The organism is Frateuria sp., from assembly GCF_035695185.1.
GTDB lineage: Bacteria > Pseudomonadota > Gammaproteobacteria > Xanthomonadales > Rhodanobacteraceae > Frateuria_A.
Map to the genome: position 1 here is coordinate 18,454 of NZ_DASSES010000129.1, position 22,419 is coordinate 40,872.

Here is a 22,419-nt window from a genome sequence, read left to right on the forward strand (position 1 = left end):
CCATGCACACCACCCGCGCGACCTCCCGCAAGGACTCCCTCGCCAGCCTGCGCCGCAAGGCCTTGCCGCTGAGCCTGTCGGTGCTGCTGTGCGGCGCGCTTGCCAGCGCGCCGGCCCGGGCCGGCAGCATCGGGAGCGCCACCACGCCCACCGGCGGCACCGTGATCGGCGGCAGCGGCAGCATCCTGCAGGATGGCGCCAAGGTGGTGATCAACCAGGCCAGCAACAAGCTGGTGCTGGACTGGCAGAGCTTCAACCTGGGCCAGGACGCCTCCGTGCGCTTCAACCAGCCCGGCACCTCGGCGGTCGCGCTCAACCGCATCCTCGACCAGAGCCCCAGCCAGATCTTCGGCCAGATCAGCTCCAACGGGCAGGTCTTCCTGATCAACACCCACGGCATCATCTTCGGCAGCACCGCCCGGGTGAACGTGGGCGGGCTGGTGGCCAGTACGCTGGACCTGACGCCCACCGATTTCCTGTCCAGCCACTTCAACCTCAACGCGGTCGGTGGCGGCGCCGGCATCGTCAACCACGGCATCCTCGCCGCGGCCAGCGGCGGCTCGATCAGCCTGATCGGCGGCAGCGTGAGCAACGATGGCGTGATCCTCGCCAACTATGGCCGGATCAACCTCGACGGCGCCGATCATGCGGTGCTGGACTTCGACGGCAACGGGCTGATCAACGTCCAGATCACCGGCGAGCTGAAGCAGCGCCTGGACGCCAAGGCCGCGGTGAGCAACGCCGGCACGCTGCAGGCCGACGGTGGCACCGTGGTGCTCGAAGCGTCCGCGGCGCGCGACCTGTTCACCAACCTGGTCAACAACACCGGCGTGATCGACGCCGGCGCGATCAGCCACGATGGCGGCGTGGTGCGCCTGGTCGCCCGTGGCGGCGACACCGTCAGCAGCGGCACGATCGATGCCGCCGGCACGCACGGCGGCAGCGTGCAGCTGCTGTCCGACCGCAACGTGGGCGTGACCGGCGGCAGCATCGATGTCTCCGGCACCGATGGCGGCGGCGACATCCGCGTCGGCGGCGGCTGGCAGGGCGGTGAAGGGCTGCCGACCGCCAACGCCGTATACGTGGCGGGTGACGCCACGCTCAAGGCCGACGCCACCGGCAACGGCAACGGCGGCTCGGTGGTGGTGTGGGGAAACCAGGTCAACAACTTTTACGGGAGCATCAGCGCGCGGGGGGGCGCCAGCGGCGGCGACGGCGGCCGCGTGGAGACCTCCTCGCACGAGGGCCTGAACGCACAGGGCCACGTCGACGCCTCGGCGGAGCGAGGCGCGATGGGCAGCTGGCTGCTCGATCCGTACGACGTGACAATCGGCAGCGCCGCCGACAGCAAGGTATCGGCCGGCCCGATCTACACCCCGAGCGGCAACAACTCGGTCGTCAACGCGGGTGGTATCGGCACCGCACTGACCGGTGGCACCAGCGTCTACGTCTTCACCAACACCGCGGGTGGTTCGCAGAGCGGCGACATCACGGTGGATGCATCGATCACCGCGACCGGGGCGGGCCAGCTTTACCTGCAGGCCGCCGGAAGCATCCTTGTCAACAAGGACATCACCGCGGCAGCCAGCGAGATGCTGGACGTCCACCTGTGGGCAGACTATGCCGGCACGGGCGGCGCCAACACCTACACCAAAGGTTCGTGCACCGCTTGCCTCGTCACCATCGGCAATACGGGCGCGGCCACGATCGACACCCATGGCGGGCTGGTGGACATCCAGGCCTCCGGTGCGGTGAAGATCGGCAACAACGGCAACACCGCAGTCATCAAGGCCGCCACGCTTAACATCGGCAGCGTCACCAACAAGGTCGGCTCGATCAGGGAAGGCGGCAGCGGCAGCATCGTCGCCGACACAGTTACTGCGCGCGCGACCAACGGCATCATCCTTGCCAACGGTGGCAACCAGATCGGGCGGGCCGACCTCTACGGTGGCACCACGCAGATCACCGACAGCACCGACTTGGTGTTGGGCACGGTGGCGACCGGCAACCTGACCGCCACCAGCGCGGGCACGCTGGGCTTCGGCGGCGGCACCGTCAGCGGCAACCTGACCGCCACCAGCAGCGGCGACATCGGCCAGACCGGTGCGCTCACCGTCACCGGCATCTCGAACTTCAGCGCCGGTACCGGCGCGATCACGCTCACCCAGGCCAACAACGACTTCCAGGATGCGGTGAGCCTCAGCGGCGGGGCTGCCCAGGTCACCGACAGGAACGCACTGGTACTGGACGCGGTAAATACCGACGGCCTGGTCGCCATCAGCACCGGCGCGCTCACCCTGGGTACCGGCACGATCGCGGGTGACCTCGCCGCGACCAGCAACGACGGCGCGATCACCCAAGCCAGCGGTGGCCTCGCTGTCACGGGCACCGGCGCGATCGACGCCGGCACCGGCAACGTCACGCTCACTGACGCCGCCAACGACTTCAGCGGCGTCGTGACGCTGACCGGAGGCACCACGCGGCTCGACAGCAGCGGTGCGCTCTCCCTGGGCACGCTGGGCACCGGCGATCTGACGGTCGACAGCGGCGGCACGCTGGCCTTCGCCGGCGGCAACGTGGATGGAAACCTCACCGCGACCAGCGCGGGCGACATCAGCCAGAGCGGCGCCCTGGCCGTCACCGGCGCCTCCAGCTTCGACGCCGGCAGCGGCGCCATCACGCTGACCCAGTCGACCAATACGTTCGGTGGGGCAGTGAGCCTGGCGGGTGGCGCGACGCAGATCACCAGCGGCGGCACGCTGGCGCTCGGCACGCTCGCGACCGGCAACCTCACGGCGATCAGCACCGGCGCGCTCGACCTGGGCCAGGGCACGGTGGGGGGCACGCTTGCGGCCACCAGCAACGGCGGTGCGATCAGCCAGGACGGCGCACTCGCCGTGACCGGCACCAGCACGCTGGCCGCCGGCGCGGGCGCGATCACCCTGGCCGATGCAGGCAACGATTTCACCGGCGCGGTGAACGCCACCGGCAACGACGTCTCGCTGCAGTCTTCCGGCGACCTCACCGTGGCCGCGCTGGCCAGCGGCACGGACGGATCGGTGAACCTGGTCGCGGGCGGTTCGCTCTTCCTGCCGGCGGCGGCGATCGATACCGGGCTGGGCGATCTCACGCTCGCCGCCAACGGCGGCAGCCTGGGCATCAACGGCACCCTGCGCGGTGCGAACCTGTCGCTGACCAGCAGCGACGGCCTGATCCTCGCCTACGACGTCACCGCCAGCGGCACGCTCAGCCTGGCCAGCACCACCGGTGCCATCAGCCAGACGGCAGGCGCGCTCGGCGTGGGCGGCGCCAGTACGATCGACGCCGCCGGCGACATCACGCTCACCGGCGGCGCGAACGATTTCCTGGGGGCCGTGAACCTTGGCGGCGTCACCGTGCAGATCACCGATGCCAACGCGCTGGCACTCGGTTCGCTGGCGACAGGGGACCTCACGGTCACCAGCATGGGCAACCTGACCCTGGGGGCCGGCACGATCGGCGGCAACCTCGTCGCCACCAGCGGTGGCGCCATCGACCAGGCCAGCGGTGGCCTCGCCGTCAGCGGCGCCGGCAGCTTCAATGCGGGAACCGGCACCATCACGCTGACCGATGCAGGCAACGACTTCGGCGGTATCGTGGACCTCACCGGCGGCACCGTCGCCCTCACCGACAGCAACGCGCTGAGCCTGGGCACGCTCGCCACCGGCGCGCTGACGGTCACCAGCGCCGGCGCCCTCGACCTCGGCCAGGGCACGATCGGCGGCAACCTTTCGGCGTCCGGCAACGGCGGCGCGATCAGCCAGACCGGTGGTCTCACCGTCAGCGGTTCCAGCGTCATCGACGCCGGCACCGGCGCCATCACGCTCGACAACAGTGCGAACAGCTTCACCGGCGCGGTGAGCCTGACCGGCGGCAACACCCGCATCATCAACAGCGGCAACCTCGCGCTCGGCACGCTCGCCACCGGCGACCTCACGGTGTCCGGCGCGGGCACGCTGAGCTTTGCCGGCGGCACCGTCAGCGGTAACCTTGACGCGACCAGCGCGGGCGACATCAGCCAGAGCGGCGCACTCGCCGTCACCGGCACCTCGCGCTTCGACGCCGGCACCGGCGCCATCGCACTCACCCAGGCCAACGACGATTTCGGTGGTGCGGTCAGCCTGACGGGCGGCAGCACGCAGATCGTCGACCGCAACGCCCTGGTGCTGGGCACGCTGGCCACCGGCAACCTGGCCGCCACCAGCCACGGCAGCCTCGAGCTGGGCACGGGCAGCACCAGCGGCAACCTCGTCGCCACCAGCAACGGCGGCGCAATCAGTCAGGCCACCGGCGGGCTCGCGGTCGGCGGCAACGCCACGATCGACGCCGGCAGCGGCGCGATCACCCTGGACGACGCCGCCAACGATTTCGGCGGTACCGTCAACCTGGCCGGCGGTGCCACGCGGATTACCGACAGCAACGGGCTGACGCTCGGCTCGCTGTCGACCGCGAACCTGACCACGATCAGCCATGGCGCCCTGGTCCTTGGCAGTGGCACCGTCGCCGGCAACCTGGCAGCGACCAGCAACGACGGCGCGATCAGCCAGTCAGGCGGGTTGACCGTCAACGGCACCAGCGCTTTCGACGCGGGCAACGCGGGCATCGCGCTGACCGGCCCCGGCAACGACTTCGTCGGGGCCGTGGGCCTGTCCAACAGCGGTGCCAGCAACGTCGCGCTGGACAACGGCACCCACGTCCTGGTGCTGGGGACTTCGACCGTCGGCAGCGGCACGCTGTCGCTGGCGGGCAACGGCATCAGCCAGACCGGTGCCCTGACCCAGGCGGCGGGCGCCGGCGAGGTCACGCTGACCGCCGGCAGCGGTGCGCTGGTGCTGGACGATGCCGGCAACGACTTCACCGGCACGGTCGACGCCCAGGGCGCGTCCGTTTCGCTGCGCACGCTCGGCGACCTGCATGTCGTGGGCATGGACGTGGCCAGCAACGGCTCGCTGAGCCTGGTCGCCGGCGGCGTGCTGGACCTGGCCTCGTTCGGTGCACTCGACACCGGCACCGGCGACCTGACCCTGAGCGCGGGCGCCGGTCTTGCCACCAGCGCCGACCTGAGCGGCCACGACGTGTCGCTCACCGGCGGCGCAGGCCTGACCCTCAACGGCAACGTCAGCGCAAGCGGCACCCTTTACCTGGGCAGCACCGATGCGGCCATCAGCCAGACCGCCGGCGTGCTTTCCGCGGCCGGCACCACCACCGTCGACGCCGGTACCGGCACCATCACGCTGGCCAGCGCCGGCAACGATTACCAGGGCGCGGTCAGCCTTGCCGGCGGCACGACGCAGATCGTCGACGCCAATGCGCTGACCCTGGGCACGCTGGCGACCGGCAATCTCACCGTCGCCAACAACGGGAACCTCGACCTCGGCAAGGGCACGGTGGCCGGGACGCTGCTGGCCACCAGCAACGGCGGTGCGATCAGCCAGGCCAGCGGCGGACTGGCCGTCACCGGCGCCAGCACGCTGGACGCCGGCAGCGGCGCGATCAACCTGGCCGACGGCAACAACGACTTCGGCGGCACGGTGGACCTGAGCGGCGGCGACACGCGGGTCACCGACCGGAACGCACTGTCCCTGGGCAGCCTCGCCACGGGTGCGCTGACCGCCACCAGTACCGGCGCGCTGAGCCTGGGCGCAGGAAACATCGGCGGCGACCTTGTCGCCAGCAGCAACGGTGGCGCGATCTCGCAGGGCGGTGCACTCGCGGTGAGCGGGAGCAGCAGCCTCGATGCCGGCAGTGGCGGCATCGTGCTGACCAGTGCGGGCAACGATTTCACCGGCGCGGTCAGCCTGGCCGGCGGCGCGACCCAGCTTGTCGACGCCAACGCGCTGACCCTGGGTACGCTGGACACGGGCGCCTTGACCGTCACCAGCACCGGTGCGCTCGACCTCGGCAGCGGCGCGGTCGCCGGCAACCTTTCGGCGACCAGCAACGGCGGCGCGATCGGCCAGACCGGCGCGCTGAGCGTGACCGGCAGCAGCACGCTCGCCGCCGGTGCCGGTTCGATCACGCTGGCGAACGCGGGCAACGATTTCCAGGGGAGCGTGGGCCTCACCGGCGCCGGCCTGTCGGTGCGCGACGCCAACGACCTGACCATCGACACCCTGACCGCCGCGGCAAACACCGGCGTCAGCCTGGTCGCGGGCGGCTCGCTGGTCCTGCCGGTGTCCGCGATCGACACCGGCAGCGGCGACCTGGTGCTGGCGGCCAATGGCGGCACGCTGGTGACCCAGGGCGTGCTGAGCGGCGCCGATGTGTCGCTCGGCGGGCGCGACGGACTGACCCTGGCCGATGACGTGAACGCCACCGGCACGCTCACGCTCACCAGCACGGGCGGCGCCATCACCCAGACCGCCGGCGTGCTCAGCACCGCCACGCTGACCGGCAACGCGCTGGGCAACGTCACGCTCGGCTCGGCCAATGCGGTCGGCACGCTGGGCAGCTTCAGCGCCAACGGCTTCCTGCTGCGCACCGTCGGCGACCTGACCGTCACCGGGGCCGTAGCCGGCGGTGCCGGCGGGGTGGACATCGGCAGCGGTGGCTTGCTCAAGGTAACCGCCGGCATCAGCGGCGACGACATCGTCCTGCAGGGCGCCGGCATCAGCCAGAGTGCCGGCAGCATCGATGCCGGCACCGGCCAGGTCGAACTGACCTCCAGCGCCGGCATCACCCAGACCGGTGGCTCGATCACCGCCGGCACGCTGACCGGCAGCGCCACCGGCGACGCCAGCCTTGCCGGCGCCAACCACCTCGGCAACCTGGGCAGCTTCAGCGCGACTGGCCTGTCGCTCGCCAACGCGCAGGACCTGACGCTGGTCGGCCCGGTGGCGACCAGCGGGACGACCGCGTTGACGGTCGGCGGCAACCTCGCCATCAACGGCACGCTCAGTACCGCCGGTACGTCGCTGGACGTGGATGGCACGATCAGCGAAGGCACCGGGGGCGACATCGTCACCGGCACGTTGAGCGGCCAGGCGGGCGGCAACGTCAGCCTGACCCAGGCCAACCACGTCGGCACGCTCGGCAACTTCACGGCCGCCAATTTCGCCCTGACCGATGGCCAGGCGCTCGCGGTCAACGGCAGCCTCGACGTGGGCACGGGCAGCATCGCACTGACCACCACCGCCGGGGCGCTCGGCATGAACTCCGCGCTCAACGGTGGCAGCATCGCGCTGGACTCGGCCGCCAACCTCGTGCTGGGCAAGGCCATCAAGGCATCCAACGTCAGCCTGAAGTCCGCCGGCTCGATCACTCAGACTGCCGCGGGCCTGATCACCGCCGGCACGCTGAGCGGCCAATCGGTCGGCGCCACCACGCTCGACCAGGCCAACGCCATCTCGACGCTTGGCAATTTCAGCGCCGGCGGCCTGAGCCTCACCAGCACCAGGGCACTGACGATCGCCGGCGCGGTTCACGGCGGCACCGGCACGGCGATCGCCGCGGGCGGCAACCTGCGTGTCGATGGCACGGTGACGGGCGATGCCACATACCTGTCGGCCGCCGGGACGATCAGCGAAGGGGCGGGCGGCAAGATCGTGGCCGATACGCTGAGCGGGCAGGCCGGTGGCGCCGTCACGCTCACTGGTGCCAACCACATCGGCACGCTGGGCAACTTCCAGGCCGCCGGCTTCCGCCTGCACGACGCGCAGGACCTGCGCGTGTCGGGCACTGTCGATGGCGGCGCCAGCACCACGCTGGACACCGCCGGCAACCTGGTGATCAGCGGCACCGTCAAGGGCGCCAGCACCAGCCTGGACGTGACCGGCGCGCTCAGCGAAAGCGGTGGCGGCCGCATCGTCGCCGACGTGCTGGGGGGCCACGTCACCGGCAGCGCCAGCCTCACCGGCGGCAACGCGGTCGGCAGCCTCGGCACCTTCGACGCGGCTGGTCTCCGTTTCACCAACGCCAAGGCGCTTACCATCGGCGGGACCGTCAACGGCGGCGCCAGCACCACGCTGACGACCCAGGCCGGTGGCCTCACCATCGACGGCACCCTGGCCGGCACCAGCACCACGCTCGCCATCGCCGGCGGCATCGACCAGTCCAGCCACGGACGCATCAGTGCCACCACGCTGGCCGGCCACGCCGGCGGGGACGTCGCGCTGGACGGCGACAACCGCATCGATACCCTGGGCAGCTTCAGCGCGCACGATTTCGCCCTGAGCAACGGCAAGGCGCTGGCAGTGAACGGGCCGATCGCCGCGAGCGGCGGTGACATCGCACTTGCCACCACGGCCGGCCAACTGTCGTTGAACACCGCGCTGACCGGCGACACGATCGCGCTCGCTTCCGCGGGCGACCTGGCCTTGGACCAGGCCATCCACGGCGGCACGGTGACGCTCGCGTCCGGCGCCAGCATCAGCCAGACTGCCGGCGGGCTCATCACCGCCGACAGCCTCAGCGGCCATTCGGCGGGCAGCACCACGCTGGACCAGGCCAACGCGATCGGCGCCCTCGGCAACTTCAGCGCCGGCGGGCTGACGCTCACCACCACGCGCGCGCTCACCGTGGCCGGCATGGTCGACGGCGGCGGCAGCACGACGCTGACCGCCGGCGGCAACCTGGCCATCGACGGTACGCTCACCGGTGACACCACCATGCTCGCGGTCACCGGCAACATCGGCCAAGGCAGCGCCGGCAGCATCAACGCGCACACGCTGACCGGCCATGCCACGGGCGCCGTCGTGCTCACCGGCGGCAACCGCCTCGACGCGCTCGGCGGGTTCACCGCCGCCGGCTTCGCGCTGAGCAACGGCCCCACGCTGACCGTGACCGGCCCGCTCGACGGCGGCGCCAGCGTGAGCCTGGTCACCACCCGCGGCGACCTGCTCATCAATGGCGCGATCAGCGGCACCACCACCACGCTGGCGTCCTCCGGTGCGATCATCGAGGGGCAGGGCGGCAGCCTCGTCGCGGACACGCTCTCCGGGCAGGCGGGCGGCTATACCCGGCTGGGCACGGCGAACAGCCCGCTGGCCAACTACGTCGGCACGCTGGGCGGATTCGCCTCGCCGGGAGGCTTCAGCCTCACCAACGCCCAGACGTTGACGCTGGCGTCGGTCGGCGGCAGCGCCTACACCGTCGATGCGGGTACCTCCTCGCTGTACCTCGGCGTGACCGGTGGCGACCTGCTGCAGATCGGCAAGACCTGGCTGTACGACGGCGAGGGCACGTTCGCCTCGACCGGCCGCATCGGCACCTCGGACGCACCCATCTACGTCACCGGTACCGGTCCGCAGGCGGTCGCGATGGTCGGCATGCCGCCGGCTTACTTCTACGCGGTGAACGCCAGCGGCAACCTGCTGCCGCTGACCGGCGGCGACAGCGTCAACGTGCCGACTTCGCTGTTCACCAGCCGCGCGCAGAACGCCAACAACCACACGGACGTCTATATCGATCCGAGCGTGATCTCGGCCAACTACCGCTCGTTCGGCATCGTGCCCTCCGGCATCCTGCTGCCCGCCGACCAGCAGGCCTGCGATCCGGAGAGGGAGGAATGCGATGAGTAACGCGCGGCGCCTCCCGCGCCAGGTGGTCGGGCTCGGGCTTTTGCTGGCCTTGGCGGCGCCGGCCGGGGCGCAGTTGCCACCGCGGTTGACCCCCGGCAGCGTTGCCGACCAGCTCGATGTCGCGCGGCAGCGGTTGGCCGGCCTGCCGGCGGCCGTGACGACCGCAGCGGAGCTGGAGACGCTCGCGCAAAACCTGCGGAGCGCGTTGGCCAGTCAGCTCGCGAAGCCGTTGACCGCACTGGATGACCGAGCGCGCGGCATGGTCCTGCGCGCGCACGCGGCCGCGCAATGGGCCACCGACTATGCCGACGGCGCAGCGGGTTGTCGTGAGGGCGAGACTGTGGCCATGGCGCAGGCGCTCGCCTGGTCGGTCCATCGCCTGGTGCAGGCGCCGGCCGACGGCAAGCCGATGCAGGCCACCATCGACCGGGTGGAGACCGCCGACCACGCGGCACTGCTCGCGCTGCGCATGGCGGGCAAACCGGTGGCGCTCGCGCTGGTCGGTAGTGAACTCCAGGATCCGCAGTGTCCCGATCCGGGGCTGACCGCCACCGACGCCAACGGCACGCCACTGCCCGTGCAGCCGCGCATCACGGGCGTGTCGCCCACGCGCATCGAGTTCGAGTGGCCGGGAACCGCCGCACTCATCCCCGGCAGCTACGTGCTGCACGCTCGGCCCCAGCACAAGGCCTTCCTGGTCGGCTGCAGCGCGCAGCCGGAGGCTGCCGTCGCGCTCCAGGTCGTGCCCTCTCCGAAGTTCACCGTTGGCTATGCACTGGACGCGGTGTGCGGCCGCGAGGCGCCGCGCACGGTGGCGCTGGGTGAGGGAACCCTGCCGCCGCTGGAGGGTTACGGGGCGACCGTGTCCCAGGCCATCGACACATCGGCCTGCGCTGATGCAGTCGCCTACCGGATCTCCGCCACGGTTGCCTATGCGGATGGCGCCAGCGCCAAGGCGGGCCCCTTCGAGCAGAGCGCGGACGCCAACGCCACGGTGGGTCTTCCCGGCGGCTTGTCGCTGAGCTGGGATCCGGCGGTGCGCCAGCTGTTCGTGCACTCGGGCGCGCCGTTGTGCAAGGGCGTGCGCTGAACTGACCGCCCGCCGAGGCCCGCTCCCTCTCCAATCCGGGGAGAGCGGCGGCGTGAGGGGGCGGGCTCGCGGAAGACGCCCGCAGAAACGGCGTAGCCTCTCGTCTTGCCGGGTTCTTCTGCAACCTGGCCCACCCGCGGCGGGGGATGCCCGCCCGCAGAGTGCCCTTCGCTCCGTCTCCCGGAGGGGGGCGGAGCAGCGGCGACGTGGCGGGTTATTCCTCGCCCGGGCCGGAAATCACTTCCATCTCGCTGACGCCGCCGGGCGCCAGGTCCTTGAGCAGGTCGAGGAAGTTCTTGCCGACCAGGCGCTGGGCACGACGTAACAGCAGCGGAACCGGGCTGGAGGGTTCGCTGCGGGCGTAGTAGTCGCAAATCTCGTCGATCCGGCGCATCACGTCCTGGGGTGTCTCGATGCGGCCCGGGACGCTGGCGCGCGTGCCCGCGGCGGACGGCTCGCCACCCTCGGCTTCACCTTCGCCCTCTCCCGCGGCCGCCGGATTGCGCCGGGCCACCTGCGACTCGACGAATTTCTTCAGCTCGTAGCTGTCGCTCAGCAGCGGCTTGAGATCCGGGCCCGCGGTGCCGATCCGGTCGTTGAAGATCCGGTCGATCGCCTTGGCCTCTTCGAGGACCCGCGTGAGCGCATCCAGCGTGGCGGCAAGCTCGTCCTCCGGGCAATCCAGGCAGCACGCCTCGATTTCGGTCATGCTCGGCAGGGATTCGTCGCCGGCATCGATTTTCACCGTACCGTTGGCGATGCGCAGGTCGCGCAGCGAAAAACGTCCCAACCGCGGCGATTGCACGAACGGGGTGTGGCGGAAGTAGCCCAGCAGGCCCAGCGGATTGGCGATCGCGGCGACCGCGTTGACCCGCGCGGTCGGGTCGTCGTCGTCCTCGGCATCCAGTTGCGGATGCACGCCGTCCCAGTGGTTTTCCAGCAGGCCGCGGATCAATGCCAGGCCGCCCGCCCATCCGGACATCCCGCCGGTGCGCATCCAGGCGGTGGCCAGGTGGGTTGCCACGCGCAGGTCCCGCGAGCGCTGCAGCAGCCCGGTCGCGAGCGCGTCCACTTCATCCCAGTCCGGCTCCTCGGCCGCTTTCACGCTGTCGCCCATGGCGCGTTCGGCGCGGGGCGCGGCAGCGCGTTCGAGGGCGAGGAAATCGGGGTCGTATTCGAGATCGCTGCCGGTGGGCGAGTCGCCGTCGAGCGGATCGAGAAAGGCTGCCGGATCGTAGCGCGTCATCGTAGGTAAATCCCCTGTGGTACCCGCTCGGATAATACAACAGGGATAATCGGAAAAAGGATTCGACGGCGACGGAAAAGAGCCGTGACTAAATCCATCTTCCGTTTACGCAATACGGCCTCTCGATAATCGAGAGTTAATCCCTCGCCATTACCTCAGGGATGCACGTGCCGCCCGGCCGACTGCGCGGCGGGCTCCTGCGGGCAGCGCCCGACCACATGGGCGAGCGTATTGACGTTGTCGACCAGACGGTCGGTTAGGCGGGCGACCTGGTCGGCGCCGGCCTGGTCTTCGGACATCGCCAGCAACGCGCCGAGACTGCGCTGGAGCAGGCGCAGGTCCGGCAGCTCGAGGATCGCGCGCTGTTCGCGCAGCGCCCCCGCGATACCGTGCAGGGCGGTCGCGGTGTGGTCGACGAAGGCGCTTACCTCGGCCTGCTCGGGCAGGCTCGTGCGGTGCTGCAGCAGGGCCTCGAGCGTCATCGCCGTGCGGGCCAGCCGGTTGCCGTTGGCGAACAGGGCCTGCGCCAGGTCGACCAGCGCGGCTGGTGTGGCCGGTTCGGCGCGCATGCGCTCGAGCGAGGCCAGCGCGTTGGTGCGTGCGGTGCGCGCCGCCGTGCGCGTCTCGCGGTGGGCACCACGCCGCTGCGGGCGCCCCAGCGCGCGCAGGTAATCGGCATAGGCATCGAGCATGTCCGCCAGCGCCGCGCGGGCGCGGCCGTGCTCCCAGGTCGGCCACAGCACGTAGGCCAGCAGCGCCATGCCGCTGCCCAGGGCGGTGTTGATGACGCGGTCGGTCACCGCCACGCCGGGGGCGACGCCTTCGAACGAAAGCAGCACCACAACGGTGCCGGTCAGCGCCGCCACGGCGATGCCGTAGTGCGCGGTCGCCAGGTAGCGGAACGCCATGCACAGCACGCCCATCAGTGCCAGGTGCGCCCACGGCTGGTCCGGGATCACGTGCAGCAGCGCGGTGGTCAGCAGTAGGCCGAGCACGGTGCCGACCACGCGCAGCAGGCCGAAGTTGAAGGTGGCGGCGAAGTCGGGGCGCAGCACGATCGCGACCGTCATCGGCAGCCAGTAGCCGTGCGGGAGCTGCAGTGCTCGCGAGAGGGCCAGCGCCAGGCTCAGTGCCACGGCCGAGCGTACCGCGTGGCGGAACGCCACCGAGTGCGGCGTGAGGTTCGCCAGCAGCATCGCACGCGTCGAGCTTTGCCGCAGCGAGGCGGGCAGGCGCAGGTCCGCGGCTTCGGCGCGCTGTTCGCCGCGGCTGCCGGCCCAATTGGCATTGCGTACGGCGGCAGCGAGCTGCCCGGCCAAGGCGTGCACGTGCAGGGCACGCTGCGCATGGGTCTCGGCGGCCTGGCGCTCGAGCGAGCGCAGCGCCCGCAGGGCGCGCTCGGCAGCGACGGGCGTGGCGCCTTCCTCCAGCGCCTCGGCAATGTAATCGAGCACCCGGGCGACGCGAGCGCGGAAGCGCAACGGCACCGCACTCGCCGGCGAGGCGTCGGCCAGCGCGGTGAGCTCCAGGCGGATCCGCTCGGCCAGTTCGAGCATCACGCCGAAGGCTTCCATCGCCCGGCCACGGGCGTGGTACCGGCCCAGCAGGGTCTGCTGCAGGGTGGTCATCGCGCTGCTGAGCGCCGGCTCGTCCTCGTCGTCCTGGGCGCGCTGGCGGGCGACCGCGGCCAGGCCCCGGTAGACCACGGCCAGCGCCTGCCGCTCCGGCCGGTAGCGCTGCAGCGGCCAGGCGGCGACGGAGAACAGCATCATCAGCAGGCCGCCGGCGAAAATCAGCGCGGCGCCCGCCGCCGCCGGTCCCGGCGACGTGGGGTAGGCGGCCGTGACCACCAGCAGGATCATGCTGGTCATGCCCACGCGGGCCAGGTCGGTGCCGAACACGACCAGCATGCCGCCGCCGAAACCGACCAGTGCGGTGGCCAGCAGCATCGCGGGCAGGTGCCCGCCGATCAGGAAGCCGGCGAAGGCGGCCAGCCCCGCGGCAAGCGAGGCCAGCAGCAGTTGCCGCACGCGCTGGCGGTACGGTCCCGGCTGGTCGGAGAACATCGTGTCCAGCGCGCCGGCGGCGATGCCCAGGCCCACCGCCGTGTAGCCGCAGGCCATGCCGATCGCCAGCGGCAGCACCACGGCCAGCGTATTGCGCACGACCACCCGCAGCGGCACGTCCGGACGCTTGGTCCGGGTCAGGCTTTCCAGCACGTTGGCGCGTAGCGAATAGACGCTGGCGGACATGGCCGAACCGCAGGGTGGGGAACGGCGATTCTGCACGAGGGCAGTTGAACGGAGCGCGACAGCCGGCACGTCCGGTCGCGTGCCGCCGCGGAAATTTACGCCGCCTTGACCATGCCGCGTATGCCGGCGACCGGTTGCACTGCGGCGACCGGTCGCCGTGGGGGTCAGGCCCGACCGGCGAATTCGCCGGTGACCGTGTTGACCCACACCTTTTCGTCGTTGGTGATGTACTCGGGCACCTGGATCTCCACGCCGGTGTTGAGCCGGGCCGGCTTGGTGCGCTTGGTGGCGCTGGCGCCCTTGAGCTCGGGGGCGGTGTCGACCACGGTGAGCGCCACGCTGGTGGGTACCTGCAGCCCGACGGGCGCGTCGTCGATCAGCTGCACGTAGTAGCCCTCGGTGTCTTCGACGATATAGCCGGCGCTGTCGCCGACCAGCTCGGGGCCGAGCATGTACTGGGTGTAGTCCTCGGCATCCATGAACACGAACGCCTCGCCGTCCATGTAGGAGAAGTTGGCCGCACGGCGCACCAGGTCCATCTCCTTCAGGTCGTCGTCGGCACGCAGGCTGAGGTCGAACTTGCGCCCGCCGGGAATCGAATACATGGTGAAGCGGAAAGTCACGTTGCCGCCGCGGGCGGTGGGCGCGCTGCGCTCGATGTCGCGCACCTGGTAGACGGTGCCGTCGTGTTCGACCACGTTGCCTTTCTTGACGTCGGAAGCTTTCATGGGGACCGGGATTTCGCAGTTGGAAAGGGGCGAGTACCACAAGGGGCGGTCCTGCCGCCCCCGGTTGCACTCGGTGGCGCTTACTTCGGCTGCAGGCGCACCGCGCCGTCCAGGCGGATGGTTTCGCCGTTGACGTAGCGGTTGGTGAGGATGAACGCCACGGTCTGCGCGAACTCCTCGGGCTTGCCCAGGCGCGAGGGGAACGGAATCGAGGCGCCGAGCGATTCCTGCACCTGCGGCGGCATGCCGTCGACCATCGGGGTCCAGAAGATGCCCGGCGCGATCGTCGCCACGCGGATGCCGAAGCGGGCCAGCTCGCGCGCCATCGGCAGGGTCATGCCGACCACGCCGCCCTTGGAGGCGGAGTAGGCGGCCTGGCCGATCTGGCCTTCGTAGGCGGCCACCGAGGCGGTGTTGACGATGACGCCGCGCTCGCCGTCCGCGCCGGCTTCGTTGGCCTGCATCAGCGCGGCGCCGGCCTTGGCCACGTTGAAGCTGCCGACCAGGTTGACCATCACGGTGGCCTGGAATTGCGACAGCGCCATCGGGCCTTCCTTGCCCAGCACGCGGCCGGCGCCGAGGATGCCGGCACAGTTCATGACCACGTTGAGCCCGCCCATTGCGTCGCGCGCGGCAGCCATGTTGGCCGTCACGCCCTCTTCGGAGGTGACGTCGGTGCGGTAGAAGCGGGCCGCCTCGCCCAGTGCCTGTGCGGCCTGCTGGCCCTTCTCCTCGTTCACGTCGAACAGCGCCACCCTGGCGCCGAGCGCCACCAGGTGCTGCGCCACGGCGTGGCCGAGTCCGGAGGCGCCGCCGGTGATGACGGCCTTGACCTGGTCGAGCTGCATATGTCGTCCCTCGAGTGCGAAGCGAAACGGCAATGGTAGCCGAGCCGTGCGATCAGGGCGCGGGCGCCGGACACGCGACCGGGGCGCCGGGCGCGGGCTGTGGCGAATCCAGGTTGCGGTGCAGCGATTGGGCCGGAGTCATCCAGAGCCGTCCCTGCGCGGCGCAGGCGGCGGCATAGTCGAACAGTGCGCGCAGGTGACCGGGCCGGAAGTCGATGAAGCTGCCGAAGGGGTAATCGCCGGGGATCTCGCTGATCCGCAGATGCATGCCGTAGCGGTCGGCAAAACCGAACGTAAGCGCCAGCGTCTCGCGCGTCTTGTAGGTGGTCTGCGCGGCGAAGCTGCGCTCGAGGATCGCCGGCGTGCTCAGGCGCGTGGTGGCGGGCGCCGCCACCAGCTGGCCGTTGATGATCACGTACAGGTGCGCGCCGCGCAGCAATCCGAGGTCGGCCGGCAGAATCTGCGCGATCAGCGGTGCGGCGAACAGCGGGGTGGTGACGCCGCCGTCGACATGCATTTCCTCGTAGTGCCGCGCGCCTTGGTGGACCGGGATGAGGACCGGTGGGAACACGCCGGGCACGCTGGCCGAGGCGACCAGCACGTCGCGGAACAGCTTGCGGGCCGCCTCGCCACCCCGCATGGCGATCGCGCCCATGTCCCACAAGACGGTTTCCTGCTTGTCCAGGTCGGTGGTGGCCACGATCAGCCGGCGGCCGCGGGCGTACTCGCGGGCCACGGCTTCGATCATGGCGTCGGTCACGTAGTGGTCGACCAGCGCGGCCAGCGGGTCGTGCCGGCCGAACCCCTGCGGGAACAGCAGGCGACTGGCCACGCTCATCAAGGGGGAGCGCTGCAAGGAGGCGCTGGCCTGGCCGGTGAAGGCACGGGTCAGTTGCGCATCCCACCCGGATCCGAGGAACGCGAACGGTGCGATCAGGGCGCCGGCGCTCACGCCGGTGACCAGCTCGAAGGTCGGTCGTGCATGGGCGCGTCCCAGGCCCACCAGCGCGCCCGCGCCGAAAGCGCCTCCGGCACCGCCGCCGGAAAGCGCCAGGATGTCCAGGCTGCCGTCCGCGGCCCGCCGGATGCTGCGCAGCAGGACGGGCGATTCCCGCAGGAAGTGCTTGCGGTCGATGCTCAGCAGGCGCACGTCGGTGGCGAAGCCATCCGGCACCGCTGTATCGATCAACCGGTGCGGAGCCGGTTGGCGCGGTGTGGTCACGCAGCCGGCAAGCAGGGCGAATGCAAGCGCCAGCAGAAGCGGTTTGCCGATGCGCATGGAGGAGTCCTCCTTGCCGGCCGGGGTGGCCGGCGATAGCTCCCGCGGCCTCCCGGGAAGCTGCACGTGATGCGGCCGGTTCACCGTGCCGCGTCCGGCACGGCGACGCCCTCAGCGCGGCAACGCGCGCAAGTCGGTCCCGTCCGGCGCCACGTGAAGCACGGAGCCCTGTTCGTACCAGTCGCCCAGCACGATGCGCTGCGCGTCCTGCCCATCGAGTGCGAAGTCGTGGATGGCCGGCCGGTGGGTGTGGCCGTGGATCAGGCGGGTAACGCCGGCGCCGCGCATCGCCTGGGCGACCGCGTCGGCGTTGACGTCCATGATCGACTCCGTGGTCGCGCCGGTGTGGGCGCGGCTGTCGGCGCGTGCCTTGGCGGCGAAGGCACGGCGTGCTTCCAGCGGCATCGCCAGGATGTTGGCCTTCCATTCCGGCGTGCGCACCTGGCGGCGCACCGTCTGGTAGGCGACATCGTCGGTGCACAGCGTGTCGCCGTGCATCAGCAGCGTGGGGCGACCGTACAGGTCGTGCACCACGCCGTCCTGCAGCAGGGTCAGGCCGGCGCGGCCGGCGTAGTCCTCGCCGAGCAGGAAGTCGCGGTTGCCGGGCATGAAGTAAACCGGCACGCCCGCCGCGCGCACGGCGCGCGTGGCGCGGGCGATGCGGGCCGGCAGCTCGGCATCGTCGTCGTCGCCGATCCAGGCCTCGACCAGATCGCCGAGGATGTACAGCGCATCTGCGTTGCGCACGTCGTCGCCGGCGAGGTAACGCTCGAACAGCCCGGTGATGTGTGGGCGGCTGTCGTCCAGGTGCAGGTCGGCGATGAACAGGCTGGCCATCAGCCACCCTTCCTGCCGGTCGGCCTGACAGGCCTGGCGGCGCTGGTGGCCCTGGCCGGTGCCTTGACGCTGGCAGCGGAGGCGGGCGCCTCCTCGCCGATCACGCGCGCGCTCAGGATCACCGGCAGGGGATGGGGCACGTCGGCTGCGAACGGGCCCTGGGCGCGGGTGGGCAGCGCGGCGATCTTGTCGACCACATCCATGCCGCCGGCCACCTGGCCGAACACGGCGTAGCCCCAGGTCAAGCCGCTCTGGTTGCCGGCGTAGTCGAGCCGGCGGTTGTCGACCAGGTTGATGAAGAACTGCGCCGTGCCCGAGTTCGGGTCGGCGCCGCGCGCCACGGCCACGGTGCCGCGCAGGTTGGACAGCCCATTGTCGGCCTCGCTGGCGATCGCCGGGTGCGTGCGCTTGGGCTGGAGGTCGCGCGTGTACAGCCCGCCCTGGACCAGGTAGCCGCTGATGGCGCGATGGAACACGGTGCCGTCGTAGAAACCCTCGTGCACGTACTGCAGGAAGTTGGCCACGCTCTTGGGGGCCTTGTCGGGAAACAGTTCCAGCGTGATGTCCCCGACGCTGGTGTGCAGCAGCACCTTCGGGCCGGGCGCGGGTGGCGTCGCGCTGGTGCTTGCCGGTGGCGGCGCGGCCTGGGCGGCGGCGCCCAGGGGCAGTAACAGCAGGAGGGCCAGCAGGAGTCGGGGCATGCGTGCGTAACCTGTGTGGATTGCCCGCATGATACGCGGTGGCGTTGCGTGGGCTGAAGCGTGGTGCGTCTGCCTCCTCTTTCCGCCGGGGGAGGCGAGTGGATCGGAGCCTCGCTCGATGGCCGTTCCACGCGGGCCCGCCCTTCACCTCGATCCTCTCCCCGCAGAGGGTGCGAACGTAGAGAGCCGCACGTTCGATTCTCCTCCCGCAGCGAGGAGGGCGAGGTCACGTGCGCTGGATTTCCAATGTCAGTCCGAGCTCGGCCATGGGCCCCTGTTCCTGTTCCAGGTCCGCCTCGGTGAGCGGATGCTGGTCCAGCCAGTCGGCGGGAATCGCCAGGCGCAGGCGATGGCTGGTGGCGCTCAGCCTGAAGGGCGGCAGCGACTCGGCACGGCGCCCGCGGCGGAACAGCACGGCCAGCCGCAGCAGCGCGGTGATGTGCCGTGCCAGCGCGCGGTAGCGCTGCGGCAGTACCGAGATCAGCGCCTTCGCCGGCTTGCGCCGGTGCGCCTCGATCACCGCCGAGAGCAGTTGCTGCTCCTGCCGCGAGAAGCCGGCCAGGTCGGCATGGCGCAGGATGTAGGCGCCGTGGTGATGGTGCTGGCTGTGCGCAATCGCCAGCCCGATCTCGTGTACGCGTGCGGCCCAGGAGAGCCACTCGCGTGCCTCGGCGTCCAGCTTCCAGGGACGGGCGACCTGGTCGAACAGCCCCAGCGCCGTCTGTTCGACACGCCGCGCCTGCGCGCGGTCGACCCCGTAGCGGGTGGCCAGCGCGTCGATGCTGTCGGTGCGCGGGTCGCGGCCACCGGCACGGCCGAGCAGGTCCCACAGCAGGCCTTCGCGCATGGAACTCTCGCACACGCGCATGTGGCCGATGCCGAGCGCCTCGAACGCGGCCTCGAAGATCACCACCGCGCCAGCGAATACCGGCGCGCGCTCCTCGGTCAGCCCGGGCAGGCGCAGCAGGTCCATCTGGCCCTGCTCGAGGATCGCCTCGCGCAGCTCGGCGAGGGCGTCCAGGGTGACGCCATCGTCGGTCAGCCCCATAGCCTGCACGACGGCATCGACGGCCTTGGCGCTGCCGGAGGAACCGTAGGCGTCCTGCCAGCCGGCTTCGCGGAAATCCTCGGCGAACTGCTGCAGCAGCACGCCGACCTCGCTGCGCGCGCGCTGCCAGCGTTTGGCGGTCAGCCGGCCACCGGGGAAGAAGCGCAGCGTCGTGGCGATGCAACCGGCCTGCACGCTCTCGGTGTGCAGCGGCGCGAGCCCGCGGCCGATGATGAACTCGGTACTGCCGCCGCCCACGTCGATGACCAGTCGCGGTTCGCGCGAGGCGGGCAGGTCGTGCGCCACGCCCAGGAAGATGAGCCGGCCTTCCTCGCGACCGGAGACGATCTCGACCGGGTGGCCCAGCGCATCCTCGGCCGCGCCAAGGAAATTCTGGGGCGAGGACAGGCGTCGCACGGTGTTGGTGGCGACCGCGCGCACGTTGGCCGAAGGCAGGCTTTCGATGCGCTGGCCGAAGCGCGCCAGGCTGGCCAGTGCGCGGGCACGGTGGGCGGCGTCCAGCGTGCCGTCCGAGCGCAGGCCGGCGGCCAGGCGCACGCTGTCGCGCAGGCGGTCGATCACGCGGGGCTCGCCGTGCTCCATGCGCGCGACCACCATGTGGAAGCTGTTCGAGCCCAGGTCGACGGCCGCGATCAGCTCGCCATCCTTGATGGGTACGGGCTCGGTGCTCACGCGGGGGTTCCAGGCTGGCGGAGCGCGCATTCTGCCACGCGGGAGTTCGGCGCCTCCGCGGTCATGCGCAGATCTTGTCCAGCAGCGTCTGCTGCGCGCTGTGCGGCGGCTGGTCGCCGGGCGTGGCGCGGGTGTAGTGGCCGTCGCTCTCCAGCAGCCAGGCCTGGGTGTTGTCAGCCAGGCCGTTGGCGAGGGTCTCGTCGAACACGCGCTCGGCCAGCACCGGGTCCAGGATCGGGAAGGCCACCTCGATGCGGCGCATCAGGTTGCGCTCCATCCAGTCGGCGCTGGCACAGTAGATCTCCGGGTGGCCGTCGTTGGCGAACCAGTACACGCGGCTGTGCTCGAGGAAGCGCCCGACGATCGAGCGCACGCGGATGCGCTCGGAGATGCCGGGCAGGCCCGGCCTGAGGGTGCAGGCACCACGGACGATAAGGTCGATCTCCACCCCCGCCTGCGAGGCGCGGTAGAGCGCCTCGATGACGTGCGATTCGTTCAGTGCGTTGAGCTTGGCGACGATGCGCGCCGGCTTGCCGGCGCGGGCGTTGGCGGTCTCGCGCTCGATCTTGGCCACCACGCTCTTGTACAGCGTGAACGGCGAATGCAGCAGGCGCTTGAGGCTGATCACCGACCCCAGTCCCGAGAGCTGCTGGAACACCTTGTGCAGGTCCTCGCCGATCTCCGGGTTGGCGGTCATCAGGCCGATGTCGGTGTACATGCGGCTGTTGGCCTGGTGGTAGTTGCCGGTGGAAAGGTGCACGTAGCGGCGCAGCGTGCCAGCCTCGCGGCGCACGATCAGCATCATCTTGGCGTGGGTCTTGTAGCCGACCACGCCGTAGACCACCTGCACACCGGCTTCCTGCAGCCGCGTGGCCAGGCGGATGTTGGCCTCCTCGTCGAAGCGGGCGCGCAGCTCGATCACCACGGTGACGTCCTTGCCGTTGCGCGCAGCCTCCACCAGCAGGTCGACCAGCGGGGTGTCCTCGCCGGCGCGATAGAGCGTCTGCTTGATGGCCAGCACCGCAGGGTCGGCGGCGGCCTGGCGCAGCAGGTCGACCACGGCGGCGAAGCTCTCGTACGGATGGTGCAGGAGCAGGTCGTGCTGGCCGATCAGGTCGAACAGGTTGGTGCCCGGCTCGATCGCCGCCGGCAGGCAGGGCACGAAGCGGGCGAACTTGAGCTCCGGCCGGTCCACCTGCTCGTAGATGCCGCCGGCGCGGATGATGTTGACCGGGCCGTCGCAGCGGTAGACGTCCGACTCGTCCAGCTCGAAATTGGCCACCAGCATCGCGGTGATTGCCTTCGGGCAGTCGTTGGCGATCTCCAGGCGCACCGGGCGCGCGTAGCCGCGGCCGAGCAGCTCCTCGCTGAGGGCGCGGGCGAGGTTCTCCACCTCGTCCTCCTCCACGATCAGCTCGCTGTTGCGGGTGACCCGGAACTGGTAGGAGCCGACCACCTTGAAGCCCGGGAACATCAGGTCGACGAAGGCCTGCAGCAGTTCCGCCAGGAACACGAAGTCGTCGCCACCGCCGCCCACTTCGGCCGGCAGCCGGACGATGCGCGGCAGCGAGCGTGGCGCGCGCACCAGCGCCATGTGCCCCTCGTGCCCGAACGCGTCGCGGCCCTGCAGCACCACCGCGATGTTCAGCGTCTTGTTGAGGATGCGCGGGAACGGATGCGCCGGGTCCAGCCCCAGCGGCGAGAGCACCGGCAGCACCTCGTGCTCGAAATAGCCCTGCAGCCAGCGCCGCTGCACCGGCGTCCACTGGTGGCGGGTGAGGAAGCGGATGCCCTCGGCGTCCAGCTGCGGCCGGAGCTGCTCCTGCCAGGTCGCGTACTGCTCGGTGACCAGGTCGAGCACGCGCGCGCGGATGCGCGTCAGCAGCTCGCCGGAGGAAAGCCCGTCCGGGCCCGGCGCGGCCGAGCCGTAGGCGTGGTGGTGCTTGAGCATGGCCACGCGTACCTCGAAGAACTCGTCGAGGTTGTTGGCCACGATGCTCAGGTAGCGCAGGCGCTCCAGCAACGGCACGTGCGCGTCCCGCGCCATGGCAAGCACGCGGAAGTTGAATTCCAGCGCGGCCAGTTCGCGACTCAGGTACAGCTCCGGCGCGGACAGGTCGGCGATCGCGGTGGCGGTTTG

At 70.8% G+C, this 22,419-nt stretch carries 11 protein-coding genes; 2 read left to right on the plus strand and 9 right to left on the minus strand.

Annotated features, from left to right (window positions below; translation table 11 throughout):
• Positions 1-2: 2 nt before the first annotated feature.
• Together VFH59_RS10630 and VFH59_RS10635 are read left to right on the plus strand one after the other, a co-directional pair.
• Positions 3-9,557: a filamentous hemagglutinin N-terminal domain-containing protein gene (locus VFH59_RS10630; RefSeq protein WP_325164868.1), complete on the plus strand. Its 9,555-nt coding sequence runs from the start codon at positions 3-5 to the stop codon at positions 9,555-9,557.
• Complete coding sequence (locus VFH59_RS10635; RefSeq protein WP_325164869.1) at positions 9,550-10,647, plus strand: hypothetical protein; 1,098 nt, start codon at positions 9,550-9,552, stop codon at positions 10,645-10,647. The genes VFH59_RS10630 and VFH59_RS10635 overlap by 8 nt, the downstream gene beginning before the upstream one ends.
• Before the next feature lie 214 nt (positions 10,648-10,861).
• Here VFH59_RS10635 and tssA read toward each other — a convergent pair whose 3' ends face one another.
• The 9 genes from tssA to ppk1 all read right to left on the minus strand — a co-directional run bounded on the left by tssA (position 10,862) and on the right by ppk1 (position 22,404).
• On the minus strand, positions 10,862-11,893 hold the full coding sequence (tssA, locus tag VFH59_RS10640; RefSeq protein ID WP_325164870.1) for a type VI secretion system protein TssA: 1,032 nt from the start codon (positions 11,891-11,893) through the stop codon (positions 10,862-10,864).
• A 155-nt stretch (positions 11,894-12,048) separates the two neighbouring features.
• Positions 12,049-14,145 (minus strand): FUSC family protein, encoded by a 2,097-nt coding sequence (locus VFH59_RS10645; protein WP_325164871.1) that lies wholly within the window; start codon positions 14,143-14,145, stop codon positions 12,049-12,051.
• Positions 14,146-14,309: 164 nt separating this feature from the next.
• Positions 14,310-14,873, minus strand: a complete 564-nt coding sequence (gene yeiP / locus VFH59_RS10650) for an elongation factor P-like protein YeiP (RefSeq protein ID WP_325164872.1) — start codon at positions 14,871-14,873, stop codon at positions 14,310-14,312.
• An 80-nt stretch (positions 14,874-14,953) separates the two neighbouring features.
• Positions 14,954-15,721: an SDR family NAD(P)-dependent oxidoreductase gene (locus VFH59_RS10655; protein WP_325164873.1), complete on the minus strand. Its 768-nt coding sequence runs from the start codon at positions 15,719-15,721 to the stop codon at positions 14,954-14,956.
• Between the two features lie 52 nt (positions 15,722-15,773).
• Positions 15,774-17,000, minus strand: coding sequence for a patatin-like phospholipase family protein (locus VFH59_RS10660; RefSeq protein WP_325164874.1), 1,227 nt, complete (start codon positions 16,998-17,000; stop codon positions 15,774-15,776).
• Between the two features lie 111 nt (positions 17,001-17,111).
• On the minus strand, positions 17,112-17,837 hold the full coding sequence (gene lpxH / locus VFH59_RS10665) for a UDP-2,3-diacylglucosamine diphosphatase (protein ID WP_325164875.1): 726 nt from the start codon (positions 17,835-17,837) through the stop codon (positions 17,112-17,114).
• Complete coding sequence (locus VFH59_RS10670; RefSeq protein ID WP_325164876.1) at positions 17,837-18,538, minus strand: peptidylprolyl isomerase; 702 nt, start codon at positions 18,536-18,538, stop codon at positions 17,837-17,839. The genes lpxH and VFH59_RS10670 overlap by 1 nt, the downstream gene beginning before the upstream one ends.
• 226 nt (positions 18,539-18,764) lie before the next feature.
• A complete protein-coding gene (locus VFH59_RS10675) occupies positions 18,765-20,309 on the minus strand; it encodes a Ppx/GppA phosphatase family protein (RefSeq protein ID WP_325164877.1) in 1,545 nt (514 codons plus the stop codon).
• Between the two features lie 31 nt (positions 20,310-20,340).
• Complete coding sequence (gene ppk1, locus VFH59_RS10680) at positions 20,341-22,404, minus strand: polyphosphate kinase 1 (RefSeq protein WP_325164879.1); 2,064 nt, start codon at positions 22,402-22,404, stop codon at positions 20,341-20,343.
• Positions 22,405-22,419 lie beyond the last annotated feature (15 nt).